This window comes from Pseudomonas sp. C2.3V (genome assembly GCF_058536325.1).
The window spans coordinates 2,343,359-2,358,447 of sequence record NZ_JBZUBN010000001.1 but is presented as its reverse complement, the minus strand read 5'-3'; the positions used below and the strand labels follow the sequence as shown (position 1 = coordinate 2,358,447).

The 15,089-nt window shown below is 51.5% G+C and carries 27 protein-coding genes and 1 tRNA gene; 9 read left to right on the top strand and 19 right to left on the bottom strand.

Annotated elements, in window-relative coordinates; all coding sequences use genetic code 11:
- The first annotated feature begins 7 nt into the window (after nucleotides 1–7).
- From pheT to AC4LF3_RS11115, 4 genes are all read left to right on the top strand, one after another.
- Nucleotides 8–2,386: a phenylalanine--tRNA ligase subunit beta gene (pheT, locus tag AC4LF3_RS11130; RefSeq protein ID WP_491835324.1), complete on the top strand. Its 2,379-nt coding sequence runs from the start codon at nucleotides 8–10 to the stop codon at nucleotides 2,384–2,386.
- A 3-nt stretch (nucleotides 2,387–2,389) separates the two neighbouring features.
- The gene (gene ihfA, locus AC4LF3_RS11125; protein ID WP_010794558.1) at nucleotides 2,390–2,692 is read left to right on the top strand and encodes an integration host factor subunit alpha; all 303 of its coding nucleotides are present in this window, start codon (nucleotides 2,390–2,392) and stop codon (nucleotides 2,690–2,692) included.
- Nucleotides 2,673–3,029 carry a MerR family transcriptional regulator gene (locus AC4LF3_RS11120; protein ID WP_010794557.1) on the top strand — a complete coding sequence of 119 codons (357 nt, stop codon included), beginning with the start codon at nucleotides 2,673–2,675 and terminating at the stop codon, nucleotides 3,027–3,029. Before ihfA ends, AC4LF3_RS11120 begins: the two co-directional genes overlap by 20 nt.
- A gap of 67 nt (nucleotides 3,030–3,096) precedes the next feature.
- Nucleotides 3,097–3,173: transfer RNA gene (locus tag AC4LF3_RS11115), tRNA-Pro, on the top strand.
- 73 nt (nucleotides 3,174–3,246) lie between these two features.
- Here AC4LF3_RS11115 and AC4LF3_RS11110 read toward each other — a convergent pair.
- Nucleotides 3,247–4,422, bottom strand: coding sequence for a tyrosine-type recombinase/integrase (locus AC4LF3_RS11110; RefSeq protein ID WP_491835323.1), 1,176 nt, complete (start codon nucleotides 4,420–4,422; stop codon nucleotides 3,247–3,249).
- Nucleotides 4,423–4,782: 360 nt separating this feature from the next.
- On the opposite strand from AC4LF3_RS11110, the gene AC4LF3_RS11105 reads away from it, so the two are divergent.
- On the top strand, nucleotides 4,783–4,989 hold the full coding sequence (locus tag AC4LF3_RS11105; protein ID WP_491835322.1) for a hypothetical protein: 207 nt from the start codon (nucleotides 4,783–4,785) through the stop codon (nucleotides 4,987–4,989).
- Between the two features lie 263 nt (nucleotides 4,990–5,252).
- On the opposite strand, the gene AC4LF3_RS11100 is transcribed toward AC4LF3_RS11105, so the two are convergent.
- The 18 genes from AC4LF3_RS11100 to AC4LF3_RS11015 form a co-directional block, all read right to left on the bottom strand.
- Nucleotides 5,253–5,510 carry a phiTE_015 family protein gene (locus tag AC4LF3_RS11100; RefSeq protein WP_491835321.1) on the bottom strand — a complete coding sequence of 86 codons (258 nt, stop codon included), beginning with the start codon at nucleotides 5,508–5,510 and terminating at the stop codon, nucleotides 5,253–5,255.
- Nucleotides 5,511–5,619: 109 nt separating this feature from the next.
- Nucleotides 5,620–6,162, bottom strand: a complete 543-nt coding sequence (locus AC4LF3_RS11095) for a hypothetical protein (protein WP_491835320.1) — start codon at nucleotides 6,160–6,162, stop codon at nucleotides 5,620–5,622.
- On the bottom strand, nucleotides 6,159–6,449 hold the full coding sequence (locus AC4LF3_RS11090; RefSeq protein ID WP_491835319.1) for an ead/Ea22-like family protein: 291 nt from the start codon (nucleotides 6,447–6,449) through the stop codon (nucleotides 6,159–6,161). Before AC4LF3_RS11090 ends, AC4LF3_RS11095 begins: the two co-directional genes overlap by 4 nt.
- 75 nt (nucleotides 6,450–6,524) lie before the next feature.
- Nucleotides 6,525–6,818 (bottom strand): hypothetical protein, encoded by a 294-nt coding sequence (locus AC4LF3_RS11085; RefSeq protein WP_491835318.1) that lies wholly within the window; start codon nucleotides 6,816–6,818, stop codon nucleotides 6,525–6,527.
- 197 nt (nucleotides 6,819–7,015) lie between these two features.
- Nucleotides 7,016–7,177: a hypothetical protein gene (locus AC4LF3_RS11080; protein ID WP_010794632.1), complete on the bottom strand. Its 162-nt coding sequence runs from the start codon at nucleotides 7,175–7,177 to the stop codon at nucleotides 7,016–7,018.
- 12 nt (nucleotides 7,178–7,189) lie between these two features.
- Complete coding sequence (locus AC4LF3_RS11075) at nucleotides 7,190–7,378, bottom strand: hypothetical protein (protein WP_491835317.1); 189 nt, start codon at nucleotides 7,376–7,378, stop codon at nucleotides 7,190–7,192.
- Between the two features lie 14 nt (nucleotides 7,379–7,392).
- Complete coding sequence (locus tag AC4LF3_RS11070) at nucleotides 7,393–7,599, bottom strand: hypothetical protein (protein ID WP_074830742.1); 207 nt, start codon at nucleotides 7,597–7,599, stop codon at nucleotides 7,393–7,395.
- 7 nt (nucleotides 7,600–7,606) lie between these two features.
- Nucleotides 7,607–8,221, bottom strand: a complete 615-nt coding sequence (locus tag AC4LF3_RS11065; RefSeq protein ID WP_181591853.1) for an ERF family protein — start codon at nucleotides 8,219–8,221, stop codon at nucleotides 7,607–7,609.
- Nucleotides 8,222–8,280: 59 nt separating this feature from the next.
- Complete coding sequence (locus tag AC4LF3_RS11060; RefSeq protein WP_491835316.1) at nucleotides 8,281–8,526, bottom strand: DUF551 domain-containing protein; 246 nt, start codon at nucleotides 8,524–8,526, stop codon at nucleotides 8,281–8,283.
- A gap of 7 nt (nucleotides 8,527–8,533) precedes the next feature.
- Entirely contained in the window at nucleotides 8,534–8,695 is a 162-nt protein-coding gene (locus AC4LF3_RS11055) for a hypothetical protein (protein ID WP_019365300.1), read from the bottom strand.
- Nucleotides 8,692–9,012, bottom strand: a complete 321-nt coding sequence (locus AC4LF3_RS11050) for an XkdD/Y8K6 family phage-associated protein (protein ID WP_491835315.1) — start codon at nucleotides 9,010–9,012, stop codon at nucleotides 8,692–8,694. Before AC4LF3_RS11050 ends, AC4LF3_RS11055 begins: the two co-directional genes overlap by 4 nt.
- Nucleotides 9,009–9,224, bottom strand: coding sequence for a hypothetical protein (locus tag AC4LF3_RS11045; RefSeq protein ID WP_491835314.1), 216 nt, complete (start codon nucleotides 9,222–9,224; stop codon nucleotides 9,009–9,011). Before AC4LF3_RS11045 ends, AC4LF3_RS11050 begins: the two co-directional genes overlap by 4 nt.
- Complete coding sequence (locus AC4LF3_RS11040; RefSeq protein WP_491835313.1) at nucleotides 9,224–9,646, bottom strand: hypothetical protein; 423 nt, start codon at nucleotides 9,644–9,646, stop codon at nucleotides 9,224–9,226. The genes AC4LF3_RS11045 and AC4LF3_RS11040 overlap by 1 nt, the downstream gene beginning before the upstream one ends.
- A 726-nt stretch (nucleotides 9,647–10,372) precedes the next feature.
- Nucleotides 10,373–10,594: a hypothetical protein gene (locus AC4LF3_RS11035; protein WP_491835312.1), complete on the bottom strand. Its 222-nt coding sequence runs from the start codon at nucleotides 10,592–10,594 to the stop codon at nucleotides 10,373–10,375.
- 11 nt (nucleotides 10,595–10,605) lie between these two features.
- Complete coding sequence (locus AC4LF3_RS11030) at nucleotides 10,606–10,791, bottom strand: hypothetical protein (protein ID WP_491835311.1); 186 nt, start codon at nucleotides 10,789–10,791, stop codon at nucleotides 10,606–10,608.
- A 690-nt stretch (nucleotides 10,792–11,481) separates the two neighbouring features.
- The gene (locus tag AC4LF3_RS11025; RefSeq protein WP_491835310.1) at nucleotides 11,482–11,910 is read right to left on the bottom strand and encodes a hypothetical protein; all 429 of its coding nucleotides are present in this window, start codon (nucleotides 11,908–11,910) and stop codon (nucleotides 11,482–11,484) included.
- Nucleotides 11,873–12,772, bottom strand: a complete 900-nt coding sequence (locus AC4LF3_RS11020) for a hypothetical protein (protein ID WP_491835309.1) — start codon at nucleotides 12,770–12,772, stop codon at nucleotides 11,873–11,875. Before AC4LF3_RS11020 ends, AC4LF3_RS11025 begins: the two co-directional genes overlap by 38 nt.
- Nucleotides 12,773–12,798: 26 nt before the next feature.
- On the bottom strand, nucleotides 12,799–13,518 hold the full coding sequence (locus tag AC4LF3_RS11015; protein WP_491835308.1) for a S24 family peptidase: 720 nt from the start codon (nucleotides 13,516–13,518) through the stop codon (nucleotides 12,799–12,801).
- 88 nt (nucleotides 13,519–13,606) lie between these two features.
- Here AC4LF3_RS11015 and AC4LF3_RS11010 point away from each other — a divergent pair, with 88 nt between their 5' ends.
- The 4 genes from AC4LF3_RS11010 to AC4LF3_RS10995 all read left to right on the top strand — a co-directional run bounded on the left by AC4LF3_RS11010 (nucleotide 13,607) and on the right by AC4LF3_RS10995 (nucleotide 15,088).
- The gene (locus AC4LF3_RS11010) at nucleotides 13,607–13,798 is read left to right on the top strand and encodes a Cro/CI family transcriptional regulator (RefSeq protein WP_073450210.1); all 192 of its coding nucleotides are present in this window, start codon (nucleotides 13,607–13,609) and stop codon (nucleotides 13,796–13,798) included.
- A gap of 22 nt (nucleotides 13,799–13,820) precedes the next feature.
- The gene (locus AC4LF3_RS11005; protein WP_073450213.1) at nucleotides 13,821–14,009 is read left to right on the top strand and encodes a hypothetical protein; all 189 of its coding nucleotides are present in this window, start codon (nucleotides 13,821–13,823) and stop codon (nucleotides 14,007–14,009) included.
- A gap of 18 nt (nucleotides 14,010–14,027) precedes the next feature.
- Nucleotides 14,028–14,222, top strand: a complete 195-nt coding sequence (locus AC4LF3_RS11000; RefSeq protein WP_491835307.1) for a hypothetical protein — start codon at nucleotides 14,028–14,030, stop codon at nucleotides 14,220–14,222.
- A gap of 98 nt (nucleotides 14,223–14,320) precedes the next feature.
- Nucleotides 14,321–15,088 carry a sigma factor-like helix-turn-helix DNA-binding protein gene (locus AC4LF3_RS10995; protein WP_491835306.1) on the top strand — a complete coding sequence of 256 codons (768 nt, stop codon included), beginning with the start codon at nucleotides 14,321–14,323 and terminating at the stop codon, nucleotides 15,086–15,088.
- The last annotated feature ends 1 nt before the right edge of the window (nucleotide 15,089 follow it).

The following is a 15,089-nucleotide window of genomic DNA, read 5'->3' as shown; positions in this document are numbered from 1 at the left end:
GGGCACAATGAAATTCAGTGAACAGTGGTTGAGATCTTGGGTAAGTCCACCGGCTTCTCGGGACGATTTAGTCGCTCAGTTATCCATGGCAGGTCTTGAAGTGGACGACGTCGAGCCGGTGGCCGGGCAGTTCAGCGGTGTGGTAGTAGGGGAGGTGCTCGCTACTGAGCGGCATCCTGACGCTGATAAGCTGAATGTATGCCGTGTTAGTAATGGCCAGGAAGAGTTTCAGGTCGTATGCGGTGCGCCAAATGTGCGTGCTGGTCTAAAGATTCCCTTCGCTATGATTGGCGCCAAGTTGCCAGGTGATTTCACTATAAAGAAAGCCAAGCTGCGCGGCGTTGAGTCTCAAGGCATGCTGTGTTCTGCTAGTGAGTTGAGCGTATCAGAAGATAATGCAGGTCTGATGGAACTGCCGTCAGATGCACCGGTAGGCAAGGATTTCCGTGATTACTTGGGGTTGGACGACGTTTCTATAGACGTTGATCTAACGCCTAATCGCGGCGATTGTTTATCAATTGCCGGTCTCGCTCGTGAAGTTGGTGCGCTCTATGGCGTCCCGGTGCATGCGCTTGATGTTCCTCCTGCACAAGTAAGTATAAAAGATGTGCGCCCAATTGAGGTTGTTGAGCCTTCTGCTTGCCCTCGTTATGTAGGGCGTGTGCTAAAAAATGTTGACCTCTCCCGCCCTACGCCACAATGGATGGTAGAGTGCCTGCGGCGATCCGGGATTCGTAGCATTGATGCTGCAGTCGATGTAACTAATTACGTTATGCTTGAGCTTGGGCAGCCTATGCATGCTTTTGATCTCAACGAGATCAAGGGCGGCATTCGTGTTCGCTTAGCGCAGCCCGACGAGAAGCTGGTTCTGTTAGACGGCCAAGAGATTACTCTTCGCCCGGATACGTTAGTTATTGCCGACCATGAGCGCGCGCTAGCTATAGCTGGGATCATGGGGGGGGAATACAGTGGTGTAAGCGCCACTACCGCGGATCTGTTCCTGGAAAGCGCCTTCTTCGATCCTATTGCTGTTGCTGGTAAGGCACGCTCCTATGGTCTTCACACTGACTCTTCGCACCGCTTTGAGCGCGGAGTAGACTTTGATCTGCCTCGTCGTGCAATGGAGCGCGCTACAGCCCTACTGGTAGATATTGTCGGCGGCGAACCAGGTCCGGTGATAGAGATAGCAAGTGCTGAACATTTGCCTGTTAAGACCCCTATTACTTTGCGTAGTGAGCGCATCGAGCAAGTGCTAGGTCTGCGTCTTGAGAGTGATGAAGTTGAGCGCCTGCTGAAAGGTCTTGCATTGACCGTTGAGTCTACAGATGAAAACCACTGGAAAATTGGCGTTCCTAGCCATCGTTTCGACATAGCAATCGAAGTCGATTTGATAGAAGAATTGGCGCGCCTTTACGGATATAACCGCCTTCCGACTCGTTTTCCACAAGCACGCTTGGCTCCAAAAGGATATGCCGAGGCGCGTACTGGCCTTTCGCAATTTCGACACCAGTTGGTTGCTCGGGGTTATCAGGAAGCTATTACTTATAGTTTCATAGACGAAAAGACATTCAAGCTATTCTCGCCAACGCTTGATCCAGTATTGTTGGCTAATCCGATTTCTCAAGATATGGCTGCTATGCGCGCTTCGCTTTGGCCGGGCTTGGTCAAGGTGTTGCAGCACAATCTTAATCGCCAGCAGAGTCGGGTGCGCTTGTTTGAGTCAGGGCTTCGTTTTGTCGGTTCACTAGATGATTTGGCGCAAGAGCGTGTCTTGGCTGGTCTGATTTCGGGGCCACGCTCTCCAGAAAGCTGGAACGCTGGTTCTGAGCGTGTAGATTTTTTCGATATCAAAGGCGATGTTGAATCGCTGTTAGGTTGCGGTGAGGGTGCAGGTGATTTTACCTTTGTCGCGGCAGAGCATCCTGCGTTGCATCCTGGGCAGACTGCACGCATTGAGCGTGACGGCCGGCTGGTGGGTTATGTGGGAGCGTTACATCCCGAGTTATTAAAAGCTTTGGATTTAGATCAACCTGTTTATGTATTTGAAGTGTTGCTAGGTGAGGCGGAGCAGAGATACCTACCACGTTTCCAAGAGCTGTCACGTTATCCAGAAGTACGTAGAGACTTGGCAGTCCTAGTGAATATAGAGGTATCTTCGGCGGATGTTTTGTCGGTTGTACGGGACAAGGCTGGTGAGTATCTGGTTGATTTAAGACTGTTTGACGTATATCAAGGCAAGGGCATTGATCCGCTTAGAAAAAGTCTTGCAGTTGGCTTGACCTGGCAGCATCCATCACGCACTCTTACTGATGAAGAAATCAACGAAACGACACAGAAAATCCTCGTTTCCCTAGAAAAAAGGTTTAACGCCACATTAAGGAAATAGCGTATGGGGGCTCTGACGAAAGCTGAGTTGGCTGAACGTCTCTATGAGGAGCTTGGTCTGAATAAGCGTGAGGCCAAGGAGCTAGTGGAGTTGTTTTTCGAAGAAATTCGAAATGCTTTAGAGCAGAACGAGCAGGTTAAGCTATCAGGTTTTGGTAACTTTGATTTGCGAGACAAGCGTCAGCGCCCCGGACGCAATCCTAAAACAGGTGAAGAGATACCAATCACGGCACGCCGTGTGGTGACTTTCCGTCCTGGGCAAAAACTTAAGGCCAGGGTAGAAGCGTATGCTGGAACCAAGCCATAACAATGAGTTACCTGCTATACCGGGTAAGCGATACTTCACTATTGGTGAGGTAAGTGACCTCTGTTTGGTAAAACCCCATGTCCTTAGATACTGGGAGCAGGAGTTTCCTCAGCTTAACCCGGTAAAAAGGCGAGGTAATCGTCGTTATTACCAGCGACAAGATGTCATTATGATCCGTCAGATCAGGGCTCTGCTTTATGACCAAGGTTTTACCATAGGCGGGGCTCGTCTAAGGTTGTCGAGTGATGATGCTAAGGATGATACTACCCAGTATCGCCAGCTAATAAAGCAAATGATTAGCGAATTAGAGGATGTTTTGGGAGTTCTTCAAAAATAATTTAAAAAAACCTTCCATTTATCAAAACCTTAGCTTAATATGTTCGCCATCTCGCAAGGGATAGAGTCGGGGCGTAGCGCAGCCTGGTAGCGCACTTGCATGGGGTGCAAGGGGTCGAGTGTTCGAATCACTCCGTCCCGACCAATGATTTCAATGATTAGAGCCTAGTGTAGCCGCACTAGGCTTTTTCATTTGTAGGGAGTTTTTCGGGACTTCCTCATCCTGACCTCCTTCTTAATACCGTCAAGGCTGGCCCGCGTGAGTCAGTTGCCGACACCTTGTTAGCCACTTCAATCAAATGTCCAAGCTCTACTGATGAGTAGTGACTTGTGATGCTTCCGTTCTTGTGACCCAATAACACCTTCCGGTCTTCTTCCGTTACGCCTGCCGCTCGAAGTCGTCTGCCAAACGTATGCTTCAAGTCATGGATCCGTATTGAAAGAAATCCTGGGTGAGCGGGGCGCAAGTTCTTTTCCTGCCAGATCTTGGCAGCCCTGACGCGCGCCTTCTTCCAGGCCGAGTCGTTCATTCTATGAATCGCGGTGCCGTTGTAAGGAAATACCCATTCCTTGCTCTGGCCTCGCTGCTTGTCGATGATCGACTTGGCTACGCTATTGAGGATGACTAGGCGCTCGTCTCCATTCTTTACTCCCGCCTTCTCATGCCTCCCTCCAAAGTTAGCCGGTATGAGGAACACGCTCGTTCCCAGTTCCGGTACCGCAATCTCCCAATCCCACCTCAGCTTACAAACTTCCTGTTCCCGACAGCCGGTATTCACCTTGAACAACGCCATTGTTTGAAGATGCGCCGGAAGCTCTGCGAACAGAATCGACTGTTCCTCCCATGACATGGGGTAGGGCTTACGACTGGTCTTCTCATCCATCATGGTGATCATCGGTACCGTATCGAGCCAGGGCCTCATCTCATCATCCCTCCACTTACGGGCGCACAGGTTAAGCACCCGTACTACCCGCTGCAGGGCTATGTTGATTGTCCGGTTCGATACAGGAGGTTTTACCTTTCCGTTTTCCAGCACGGTCGACTTCTGCTTATCCTTGATGAAGGGGGCTAGGGTCGTGTCGTTGATATGGGTAACGGGGAGGTGGCCGATGTAGGGGTGAAGCTGTTCTAGGTAGGTAGCTGAGAGCCCTATAGAAGGCTGGTCCTTGTATTCGACCAGAAAGCGTGTCGCTGCATCCTCCCAGGTTCTTACCCTTCGTACTCCGTAAATCTTCTCCTGCCTCAACTGCTCAAGCCGGTGGATCAGGTATTGCTCGGCTTCCTGCCTTTCGCTTGTTCCAGTGCTTTCCTGAATTCGCTGACCTCTGAAGACTTTGTCGACGTACCAGAGGCCGTTTTTCTGGTAGAGGCCGGTGATCGTTTTTCGCGCCATGGCTTATCTCCTGGCCGACGCTCGCTGCGGGACGGATTGTTTCCCTGTGCGCCTGCCTTTTCAATCGCTTTCTGCTGAATGTAGTTATCTGCCCATGCGTCCAGCTCGTACCGGTCGAAGGCGATTCCCTGAATGCCGATCGGTACTTCTTTCACAAAGGGCCTTACTGTCTTGTTGAACTCATCCCGGCACATGCCGAGGTAGCCCGGCGCGTCACCGGCTCGGATAAATCGCGGGGGATAGGCTGGTTGGCCCATAGGTGTGCCTCCTGCAGGGCAGGTGTATATAAAGGAAGGGGAAGGGGGTTGCGTAGTTGGTCGCCGGAGCTATGCTTCGTTTTTCAAACTACGGGTATCAGTTATGAATAATCGCGAGATAGCTTTAGAGCAGGCCTTGGTAGCAGTAATGGCGGAGGCCAAAAAGCTTGGTGTTGATCTTGATGATTTGATTTCTGAGGTTAAGGGAGGCCTTATGGGTCATGATCCATACCGGCATGTTGAGCACCCACATAATACAAATGCAATCCAAGAAGTATTAGATGCTAAGGATGTCGTGGATAAGCTGTAGTTTCCCTATGGGAAGGGCCTCCGAGTAGCGGCTGCTGCCCTTCCTCTAGAAACCAAGGTATTTCTAGCCTGCAATCAGGGCACCACTTCAAATTAAGCGTGCTCATTCTTACCAGTTCTTGGTTGCCGCAAGCTGGGCAATACTTCGTCGTTACCATATCCCTCCCTGCATCTGGTAAGCCTCCCAGTAAAGCCAAGCGAAGAAGGCAAGGATCGCCCAGGCCAGGAGTTCGCCCCAGGTGAAGGGCTGCTTTGCTTGTTGAGTCATGGCTTCACCTGTACGCCAGCGGCTTCGATGCGGCACTTAGTATCGTATATGCCCTGATTGTAGGGTCGATTCCCCTCGCTGAACGAAGGCAACTCAACCTCCAGAGCAGCGCGGGAGGCTTGCCATGCCTTCCAATAGGTTTTTGCTGCGTAGTTGTAATACTCGCCGTCTTCGCTCTTGAGCATGTGAGCTTTCGATAAAGCTGTTTCGCCGGATTCGATCGCCCACGCCTCAAAATCTTCACGCATACTCATGACTCGATCTCCACGCTAAACATCACAAACGGCAGAAGGGATGCCCACATCGGCGACTGAACCAGCGCAAGCGTCGTCACGGCAGTGGCAAGGAAGGCGATGACCATGATCATGAATTCACCTCTGGCTTGTGCTTTGGGCAAGGCCAGCGCAGCGATCCGTCGCCGCTTGGGCATGTGCACTCATGATCCACCTCTGGCTTGGCTGTGAGTGCTTGCAGCCTGGAAAGCGACGGCACCACATGGCCGTACCAATCACGCACCAAGTCGTCCATATCAGTGAACTCAAGGCTGTTCAGCCTTTCGATGAGGAATTGGGCTTCAGCCTTCAGCGCGTCACGCTCTTTCTTAGCCTTAGCTTCTCGGAAAGCAATTTTCAGCCCGTCATTTACTGCCTTCTCCACTTCCTCCCGTAAGCGCTCAACGTCATTCAGTGCCTCGCACTTCTCTTTAAGCTCTTTATCCAGTTGCATCCGTACCGTTTCTAGCTGTGCGCGCAGAAGTTTATTTTTCGATACTTCTACCTGGAGTGCGTCGGGTGCGGTACGGGCGGCGCGTGCTTGCCATGCCGCATACATGGCATCCTCCCGGCTTGTGTTGCCCGGAAGTGCCCACGTCTTCAGCCATGCTTTGAAGTCTTCACGCTCACTCATTTCCCGCCTCCAGCCTTTAGCTCGGAGAGTGCGTTCTGAATGGTCTTTTCTGCTTCGCGCAGGCGTTCGCAGAGGGCGATGATGACGGCGGGGTTGGCTGCTGCTATGTAGTCAGCATCATTCTCTGCATTGCGCTCATGCAGTTGCGCAGGACCAGCTTCTTCCCATTCCCAGTAGGCTTCATCGCCACATTCACTGGTCAACACGTCACTTCCAGAACCTCTTTCCCACTTGCCTTGAGTTGCCTTCTTCGCTAGCTCAATCAATCCATCGATATCAATGTTCATGCGTAACGCTCCAAGCCAGTACGGCTATGACTGTGATAGTGAGGGTTAGGGGAGGGAGTAGAGCGGATATGAGGGTCATGGCATGGCTCTCCCTATATCAGCTGCGGCGCGCACGATTGCACGGCGGTAGCACTGATCCTCTACGAAATCCCTATGAGGAAGGCAGGCATACACTATTGTCTTTTTCCGGAAGTCCACCATGAATTCCAGCTTTGCAGCCAGCCGCAGTGCGTCACCGTCGTCAGTTAGCGGGTTCCAATAACCGTCATTTTTAATGAATGGCTGGTCAGGGTTTGCATCCATCGGCATCCATTCAAAATGAATGCCAGCCGCCTTAGCAGCCAGCTCTAGCAATTCACGGTCGCTCATCTCTGCCTCTCCCATACGCTTGAGTTATTGAAGTCCTTCCAAAGCACTTGCCTACACCGCATCGCTGCTATGTTCTCCAGCTCTACGCCTGCGTCTGAGGTGAGTACGATTCGATACCGAACACCGGTAGGGACATGCAGCCACACACAAGCCTCAACGGCCTGCGCTGATTCTCGTAACGTTGTCATGGGGTGTACCTATGCGGTTAGCAGGTAACGCTGAGGTATTCCGTTCTGCTCGAATGCCTTGACCTTCTTGCGCAACTTGTCGGCATCAAGGTCCATAACGTAGGCAATTAGCTTCCAGGTGAAGCCTTCGGCGTGCATCTCGTACGCCTTCACGAGTTGATCTATGGTCATGTTCGCCTCCAACTACTGGGCGCTGAATTCCGGTGTTCCAGGCAGCTTGAAATGGGTTCGGATGTTGTAACGGTCTGCTGAGGGTAGGCAGTAACCCAACTCCGTTACCTGCTTACCGCTGGATAGATACGCTTCAAGGGCTTGAGCAAGCTGCTCACGAGAGGGCTGACGCTGGGTGATTGCGCGGGTGTCTACAAGCATGATGAGCACCAAAGTTAAATATGGCTCCAGCGCCGGAAGCTCACGATCTGCAATACAGCGCTTTCCGATACTTCAAACTTCTCGGCAAGAGCCTTGGTGCTGGCAATTGAGTTGATTCGTTCGATCTCAGCCTTACGCCACTCATAAAGGTCACGCATGGCGTGTACGTCGGCTTCGGTCAGCTTCGTATTGTGATGAGAGTTACCGGGCTGGAAGGGCATAGATCACCTACGCTGCATTGCCTTGGGATTGATGCTTCTTGATGTAGTCGATCGCACCGGCAAACTTGCCTAGCGGTAGCTGTTCGATCGATCCAATTTTGGATACAGCGCAGAAGGCTTCTTCCGTCATTCCGGCAACTGTCAGGGCTTGGCGGAGTTGAGAGGCCTCACCTTCGCCAACCAGCTTTACCGGTGCGGCTGGCTTATTGGCAGGCTGGGTCTGTCGTGGTATCTGCTGAACTGCTGCTTCGCCATCATCATCAGTCTGAGCAATGCCTACCACTGCGGCCAGTGCATAGCGCCTGGCGTAGCTTGTCGCACTGCCTACGCCTTGAGCGTCCTGTTTGCCTACAGGAACAGTGAGCGTGCTGCTGATCCATTCGCCAGACTCATGCATGATCATCGTTTCTACGCTGACCTTGCCGTCTTCGAACCCTGGCATCTGGGTAATGGACAGGCCGTTCTTGCTTAGCACTGGCCGGCAGGTATCAAGGATCTCGGCCAGTGAGCTATACGAAGAGCGGAAATGGGGGTTGGTGCTGTCTTTCTTGGCGTTCTCGATTTCGTTCTGAGCAGCCGCAAGCGCCTTAGCTAGTGCAGCTATGGATTCTGATTTGGTCATGATTTCTCCAGGCAGCCGAATCATGCATGGCTGCATAAAGGGGAAGAGGGAGAGGGGTGTTAGGCTTTGGGAGGCTCTGGCAATGGCTGCCAGTGGGTTAATCCGGCTGATACATACCACTTGGAATATAACTGGTTGCCGTCTTGATCTAGGCCATCCTGTATGTCTTTGAAGTATTCTTCGATGTGAACCATATCAATGCCGTAGCTACAGTATCCGCTGTAGTCAGGAGCCCCGAAGTAGGCAAGAACGCTGTCATCCTTTAGCTCGGGGAGCCTATTCTTAACGCTTATCCATTCACTCATAACCACCTCATCCTGTAACGCGAATGCCTATCTGATAGCGATGAACCCAGATCCAGCCTGCATCTGTGCGCTGCCTGCGAACCTGACGGGGATACTTGCTGATACCCTTGGCTACTGCGATCTTGAAGCAGTCTGCTTCGGTGCGGCCTGCTACTTCCTGAATACTCATGCTGTCTCTCCTTTGGCTTTGGCGATGGCTGCGCGGGCTTTTTCTAGGCATACCCAAACTGAATCAGCAGGCATGTCGCGTTGAGCCTCATTGAAAGCATCTAGGCGCATTTCTATGCTCTCCAAGACCTCCAGCAGCTCAGGCGCGGCAGCTATCAGGCGGGCGTTTGCCTCAGCGTGAGGCTCAGAGGCGTAGTCTGTTCCGCTCCATCTTTCGCCTACGCCTACGTTTTGGCATTCGGCTATATAAAGGGCTGATCCGTTCGCAGCATGAACAAGTTTTCCATCAGTAATCCAAGGTCCCGGTGTATGGCTCATGCTGCTAACGCTCCCATTACCTGACGACGCTCGTTAACCAGCTTGTTCAGGCGACTAATGTAGTGATTACGGATGTCCTTACTGATGAAGTCAGCTGCGTGATAGGCCTCAATGAAGCCCCATGCAGCCCAGTAGTCAGCGGTTAGATGAGCCGAGGTATACAGGCTCATGATCTGGTCTTCGATGATTCGCTCTGCTCTAGCTCTGTCCATCAGCGTGCTCCTTGCGTGCCTGCGTTGTAGGCGTATAGAGGGTCTAGGTTCTCGTGACGCCAGTTGTTTAGGGCGTCTAGGTTCTGGATGACTTCTTTGATGCGGGCCTGCTTCTGCTTAGCCCTGACTTCAGGCGGGTACTGGTGGAAGAGGGCCATGCGCTCTCGGTGGCGAGCCTCACGTTCCTCATCCTGTCTGCGCCTAACTGCTGCCGTGCCGTCCAGCTCGTCCGCTTCACGATCCAGAGCAATGCTGTGCGTCCACTCGTAACTTTCGTAATCAAGCCGGTCACGCTGGTAGAACACAGATCGAAGCTGGGCAGCCTCTTTGCGAAGCTCATCAGCTCTATGCAACCGCTCGTAGGGGTCCATACGTGATACGTCCTTGCTGGGCTTTGCGCTCCAGCTCTTCAGCTCGCTCAATCAGCATCGTTGCTACGAATAACGGGAACGACGCGGCCTGACGCCTAAGCTCAGAAGCTCGGGCGCTTAGTTGTTGGGTAGTCATGGGAATCTGCTAGAAGGGGAAGTCTTGCTGTTCAGGATTGAATGGGCTGAAGTCGGCGCAATCTTCGACTGGGCCGTGCCACATCGTTGCCATCTCAACCTCAGAGCATCTGCTCTGCTTCACTAGATGAGGGCCAAGCTCAAGAGCCCCGCAATCCCAGCATTGCCCGCCGGTGACTTGCTGATATCCAACACCTACATCTACGTACTCGGCTTCGGTTTCTGAGCCGCACCATCTGCATTTGGGTCCGTTCATGCTGGGAATCTCGGGGATAGGTTGTACTGGTGAAGCCCTTAGCACCGCGGTGTCACATCGGCGCCATGCTTTCCGCGCTTTACGCTAGGGGCTTCCCACTACAACCTGAAGCCATACCCCTCCGTAGAGGGGCAGGGAGACTGCTTACCGCTTAAGCGGGGCAGGTGGTACGGTTACTCGGTTTGGTATTCAGTGCGGCATGAGTTGCACTGGTAAAGATTCAGATCTCGATCATCTGGCTTGTTAAACACGTTGCACCTGCAATCGCATCTAAAACGCTCACCAGCGATCCTTATCGTGAAGTTTTCAAGCTTGCCGTGCTTATCTAAAACAGGCTTACGCTTTTGTTCCATCTCATATCTCCATATGCAGGGAAGCCAGCAGGGCTAAACCCTGTCGCCATCAACCGTTACCTGACCAGCAATGCTGCCTCCTTCAAGCAGGAGTAGCATCTCGCGCTGTAGCTCGCCGATTGCCCAGCAGCAGGCCATGATTGCTAGCTGACGGTTATTTGCGTTCTCAGCGTCGAAGCAAGTGATCGAGACGCCATAGTCATCGACGGCTACGGTCCCGAACTCGGTCAGGCACATCTGATCTGTTTTGCTCATCGTGTCATCTCCTATCTGCCGGCCTGAGCCGCTTGCTCATGCCATTCGTTGATCTTGCCCAATGCCTTCTCGCGGTCTTCACGATTCAGCGTTTGGAACACGTGGTAGGCGATGGTCCAAGAGGGGCCATCTACCTCAACCTTGCTTCGTTCAGTCCAGACCGTTGCCTTGGCTGTGTTAGGCGCTCGCTTGACCATCTCGTCTCTCCAGTGGGTTTAAGAACAGCCAGCTAACTGGAACTGGCTGCCTTAAACCGTCTAGGTGCCGGTCTTTCCCGGCTGTCATCCAGTCCCTCGGCACTGGCACCGCTCCTTACCCGCTACTGATTGCAGGCTCAGAGTTATCGGTAGGTTGGCTTAGGGCTTCCCTCGTACACGGCTTGATCAGCATTGCCGTGGAGTCGTCGGGCATATACAACCTGTTGCGTACAGCCCTGGTGCCCGGTGAATTAGGCACACAACAGGAGGTCCTGGGAGCCTCAACGCCGAAGCTCGGCTCCCTAATTCAATTCTTCTCTCTCAACCACCTTCCTTGCTGCAGGTCCTCCCGACATCTCATGTCCGCTACTGGCGTCAACATGAGCAGCTAGTGGCTGATCGCATACAGAGCTTGGGCCTGTATGGGTGCATTGCCGTCACACCGTAGGGCAGTCTGTTTAACCTCCGTCGGCAAGCCGGGACTGCGGAGGGATTCTGAATTGTGTAAAGAGCGGTGAAGCCTGGGCTTCGTTGCCGCCGTGTTGGCTGGGTACTTTTGAGTCCCTGAAAACACAAGCGAACTTGCATTTATAAAAGCATGCTTGTGGATAATATGCAAGTATCCTTGTGAAATATTTTCGCAGGCAATAAAAAACCCGCCGAAGCGGGTTTGGGTCAAAATTTTATCTACTAGAGAGACTGGACGATTAACGAGAACCGGCGACCGGCCTCATAGACATACAGTAAGCTCAGTGCCAGCCCAAAAAGGACAGCGCTAAATGTAGCTTTTAGAATGGATCCGCTGACTACTAAGCTGAAAACGCTAACGCTCAGGGTAATTAACAAGAAGGTGCAGGTCATAAAGGTGTCACTTACAAGCACCCGATAATGTCCAGTCTTGCGCATGTTGGAGATAAGTGTTTTATCTGTTAATGCAGTTACAAGAGCTACGGCAGCAACCAAGAATCCGAGAAGTGTTGCGCATACGCCAGCAACCACGCCCGCCGCGCTATAGATTTGCGAGGGCTCAATGAGAGCAAGCTTATAAAATGCAAGCCCCGCAGCTAACGACACTGCAATCCTAAATAATAGCGCCTTCCAATGAACCGAAGTAGTCATCAATTTGCCCCTGGCATTCTTGATAAGCCGCATCTATGGCCGCATACATCGTTTCGCTTGGTGGAAATCGAGCATTGGTATCAATATCCTGTAGAGATTTAACGCGATCAGCAATAAGGTCTAATGGTTGCTCTATGCCGTCATCATACACGATTGCTTTTGCGGTAGACGCTCCCATACCTAATACTTCTGAAAGCGCATTTTTCAGGGTAGATCCCAGTCTTCCTTGAGTGTCTGATCGGCGACTATTAACCCCTAATGTCACATGGATACTATCTGCTCCATTATCGCGGAGTAAGCCGACTATGGTTCGGCTAAACTCGCTATCAGGGTAAAAATCAGGATTAGTGGGCCTGGGGATGGTTACTTCGATTTTCTTTAGTTGAATGTCATCTCGCATCAGTCTCCGTACAGCATCAGGCTCTATTATTAAGCCAGCCGTGACTCTCGTTCCGAAGCAAGTGGATAAGAAATCAGCAAAATGGTTTGCGGTATTAGCGTGAGCATTTCTGCACCATCCAATCAGATTTCTATCTGGATAAAAAACGAAGAAATTACGCTCTATAAGCCCTTGATTTTCTGCTAGTTCAAGCTCTACGGCATCTCCGCCCGCAGCACCAATCTCAGGCAAATCGCTGGTTCTAAACTTTCTGAACTGGCCACCTATAGACATTCCGAAAGGTGAATTACGGGAACTGAGCATGCAAAGCTCTCGGATATACCCCTTCACGTTGTGGACAGCTGGGGCCCCATTAAGAATATTATTGAAGCCATCAAGAATGGCAGGTACTTGCGGAGTGGATGTGTGGTTTAGCTGATAAAAATCGATATTATATCGACGCGTTTGTATTGGACCTGTCATCTAGTGCTCCTACCGCATCCAGGCTATTACTGCAGTTTTCTTATATTGAGTCCGATCAAAACGCGGGCATGGATGCGTATATCTGCAAGCCTTGCCTTTCGCTTCTCATATATTGGGTTATCAGAAATGATGAAAACCATTCCGGGCCCGTCAAACTGAAGCCGCTTGATATGCAGCATCTCGCCTTCGCTGAAGACATAGATACCATCACGATCCATTGCCTCTACACCGCGATCTACTAGCAATGGGTCACCACTACTAAACGTGCCTTCCATGCTGTCACCGAAGCCTGTAACTACGGCAAGGTTAGGAGCGCCCGTATGGGTTAGGCGCTGTTCGCGCAACCATTCACGATCAACAACGAGCTGCTGGATAACATCCAGGTGGTCAGGAGCTATGACTCCTGGCCCCATAGAGGCCGCAACATCAAAATAGGGCACCACAACGTGGCTGCCATTTGCTACACCCAGCTCCTCTTTGGGGTATGCAATCGCTTTATCAGGTTTTTCCTGGCGGCGAGGCGGCGCCCCTTTCCCGACTAACAGCCAATCAATGGTCGTGTCATACGCGTAAGCAATTGATATCAGGTGCTCATTCTTGATATTCCCAGTATCACCAGCGAACCACTGCCGTACAGCTTCATAGCTGATCCCGCATGAAGTCGCGATGTCGCGCTTAATTCCACGAACTGCCACATCGGGCTTCCGTGCCTGTACTAACTGATTCAGACGATCTGTGATGTTCATGATGGCAATTTACAAGTTGCCTTGCCAAGCATGCTTGCTTTATAAACACAAGCATGCTTGAATTAAGCTGAAATTAATGGAGGTCTCTATGACCAAGACACAAGCAATAAACCACTTTGGTGGCATCTCACGCTTGGCCAAAGCCTTGGGCATTACCTATGAGGCTGTCCGCCAGTGGCCAGAACAGATTCCAGAGCTACGTCAGTTCCAGATCGAGCGCTTAACGGAAGGCGCTTTGATGATTGATGTATCCCCGAAAGACAGTAACCAAGCCGCCTAAGAGGCACCAGGAGCAGTAAAGCATGTACGCAGATTCAAGACATAAGCACACGAACGAGACGAAAGTCCGTTTGGATGATGAATACGAGGATGCGCTGATTGCCATCGCAAAGATTCAGAAAACACAAAAGGCAGTTCTGGCTCGTGAAGCCCTCAAGAGCTGGATCGATTCAATGCGTGACCAGTTTAAAACGAACAACGACGTGGCCTGAAGGCCCGGGTGAGGGCTAATGGCTAGAAACGACGGATACGAACTCGCGTCGTTGCTAGACGAAGAAGATTTGAAATTTCTTGAAGAACTAGCAAAGGCGAACGGGCTGGACGTGTGCCAGCAAGCCAAAGAAGGAATACAGCAAAACATAAGGAGGGTAACGAGACCCAAGAGGATGCCTGGAAAGATCCAGGCCTTCCGGGCAAGGGACTGATGAGGGACTGCCCAGCCCCTAACAAGTCCAGAAACAGGCAATAAAAAAAGCCGGGATTGCGGCCCGGCTTCGTAGAGCAACTGAATGAGGCATTCGACATGGCGAAAATGTCAATCAGCGATAAAGATCATAGCACCATTATTGATCTGTTCAAACAAGGCAAAACCTTAAGAGAGATTGGCTCAATTTATGGAGTGTCAGGCGAACGCGTTCGTCAGCATCTTGCTAAGTACGGCATTAAGGGTCGTGATGGTGGCCGGGCCTATAAAACAGCGGCTAAAGAGAAAGCGGCTAAAGACAAAAGAGATGAAAAATATCTCTCAAAGCATGGCTGTACCTACGATCAATTTGTCTCGGTTTGCGGCGAACGTGGAAACGGAGCTGGCTCTCCTTACCTTCTCTTCCTTAATCAAAAGAACCATGCCTTCCGCCGCAAAGTAGAGTGGAAACTCAATTTTTGGACCTGGTGGAACATCTGGGCCGAATCAGGGAAGTGGGAGCATCGCGGTCGAGGGAAGGGCGGTTATTGCATGTGCAGGATAGGCGACTCTGGCTCTTATGAGCTTGGTAACGTCTATATAGACACATGTGTAAATAATTCAATTCTAGGGCGGACCTTAGCTTACGAGAGGAATCCAGAGCACACCGAAGTGTATCTGGTCATTCAGGCCGCAGGTGGCAGAAAGGCAGTAGCAGAGCGTCTTGAAATGCCCGCTGCTTACATATCGCAGATTGCCTGCTATGGCTATCTACCTAAGTCTTGGATGGAAGATGGTAGAGCTAAAAAACTATCAGAAATGACCTGCGGCGCTTATTCAGTAAGTGATCTTTCGGCTATTGCCGCCCAATACAGTGCGGTGGCTTGAG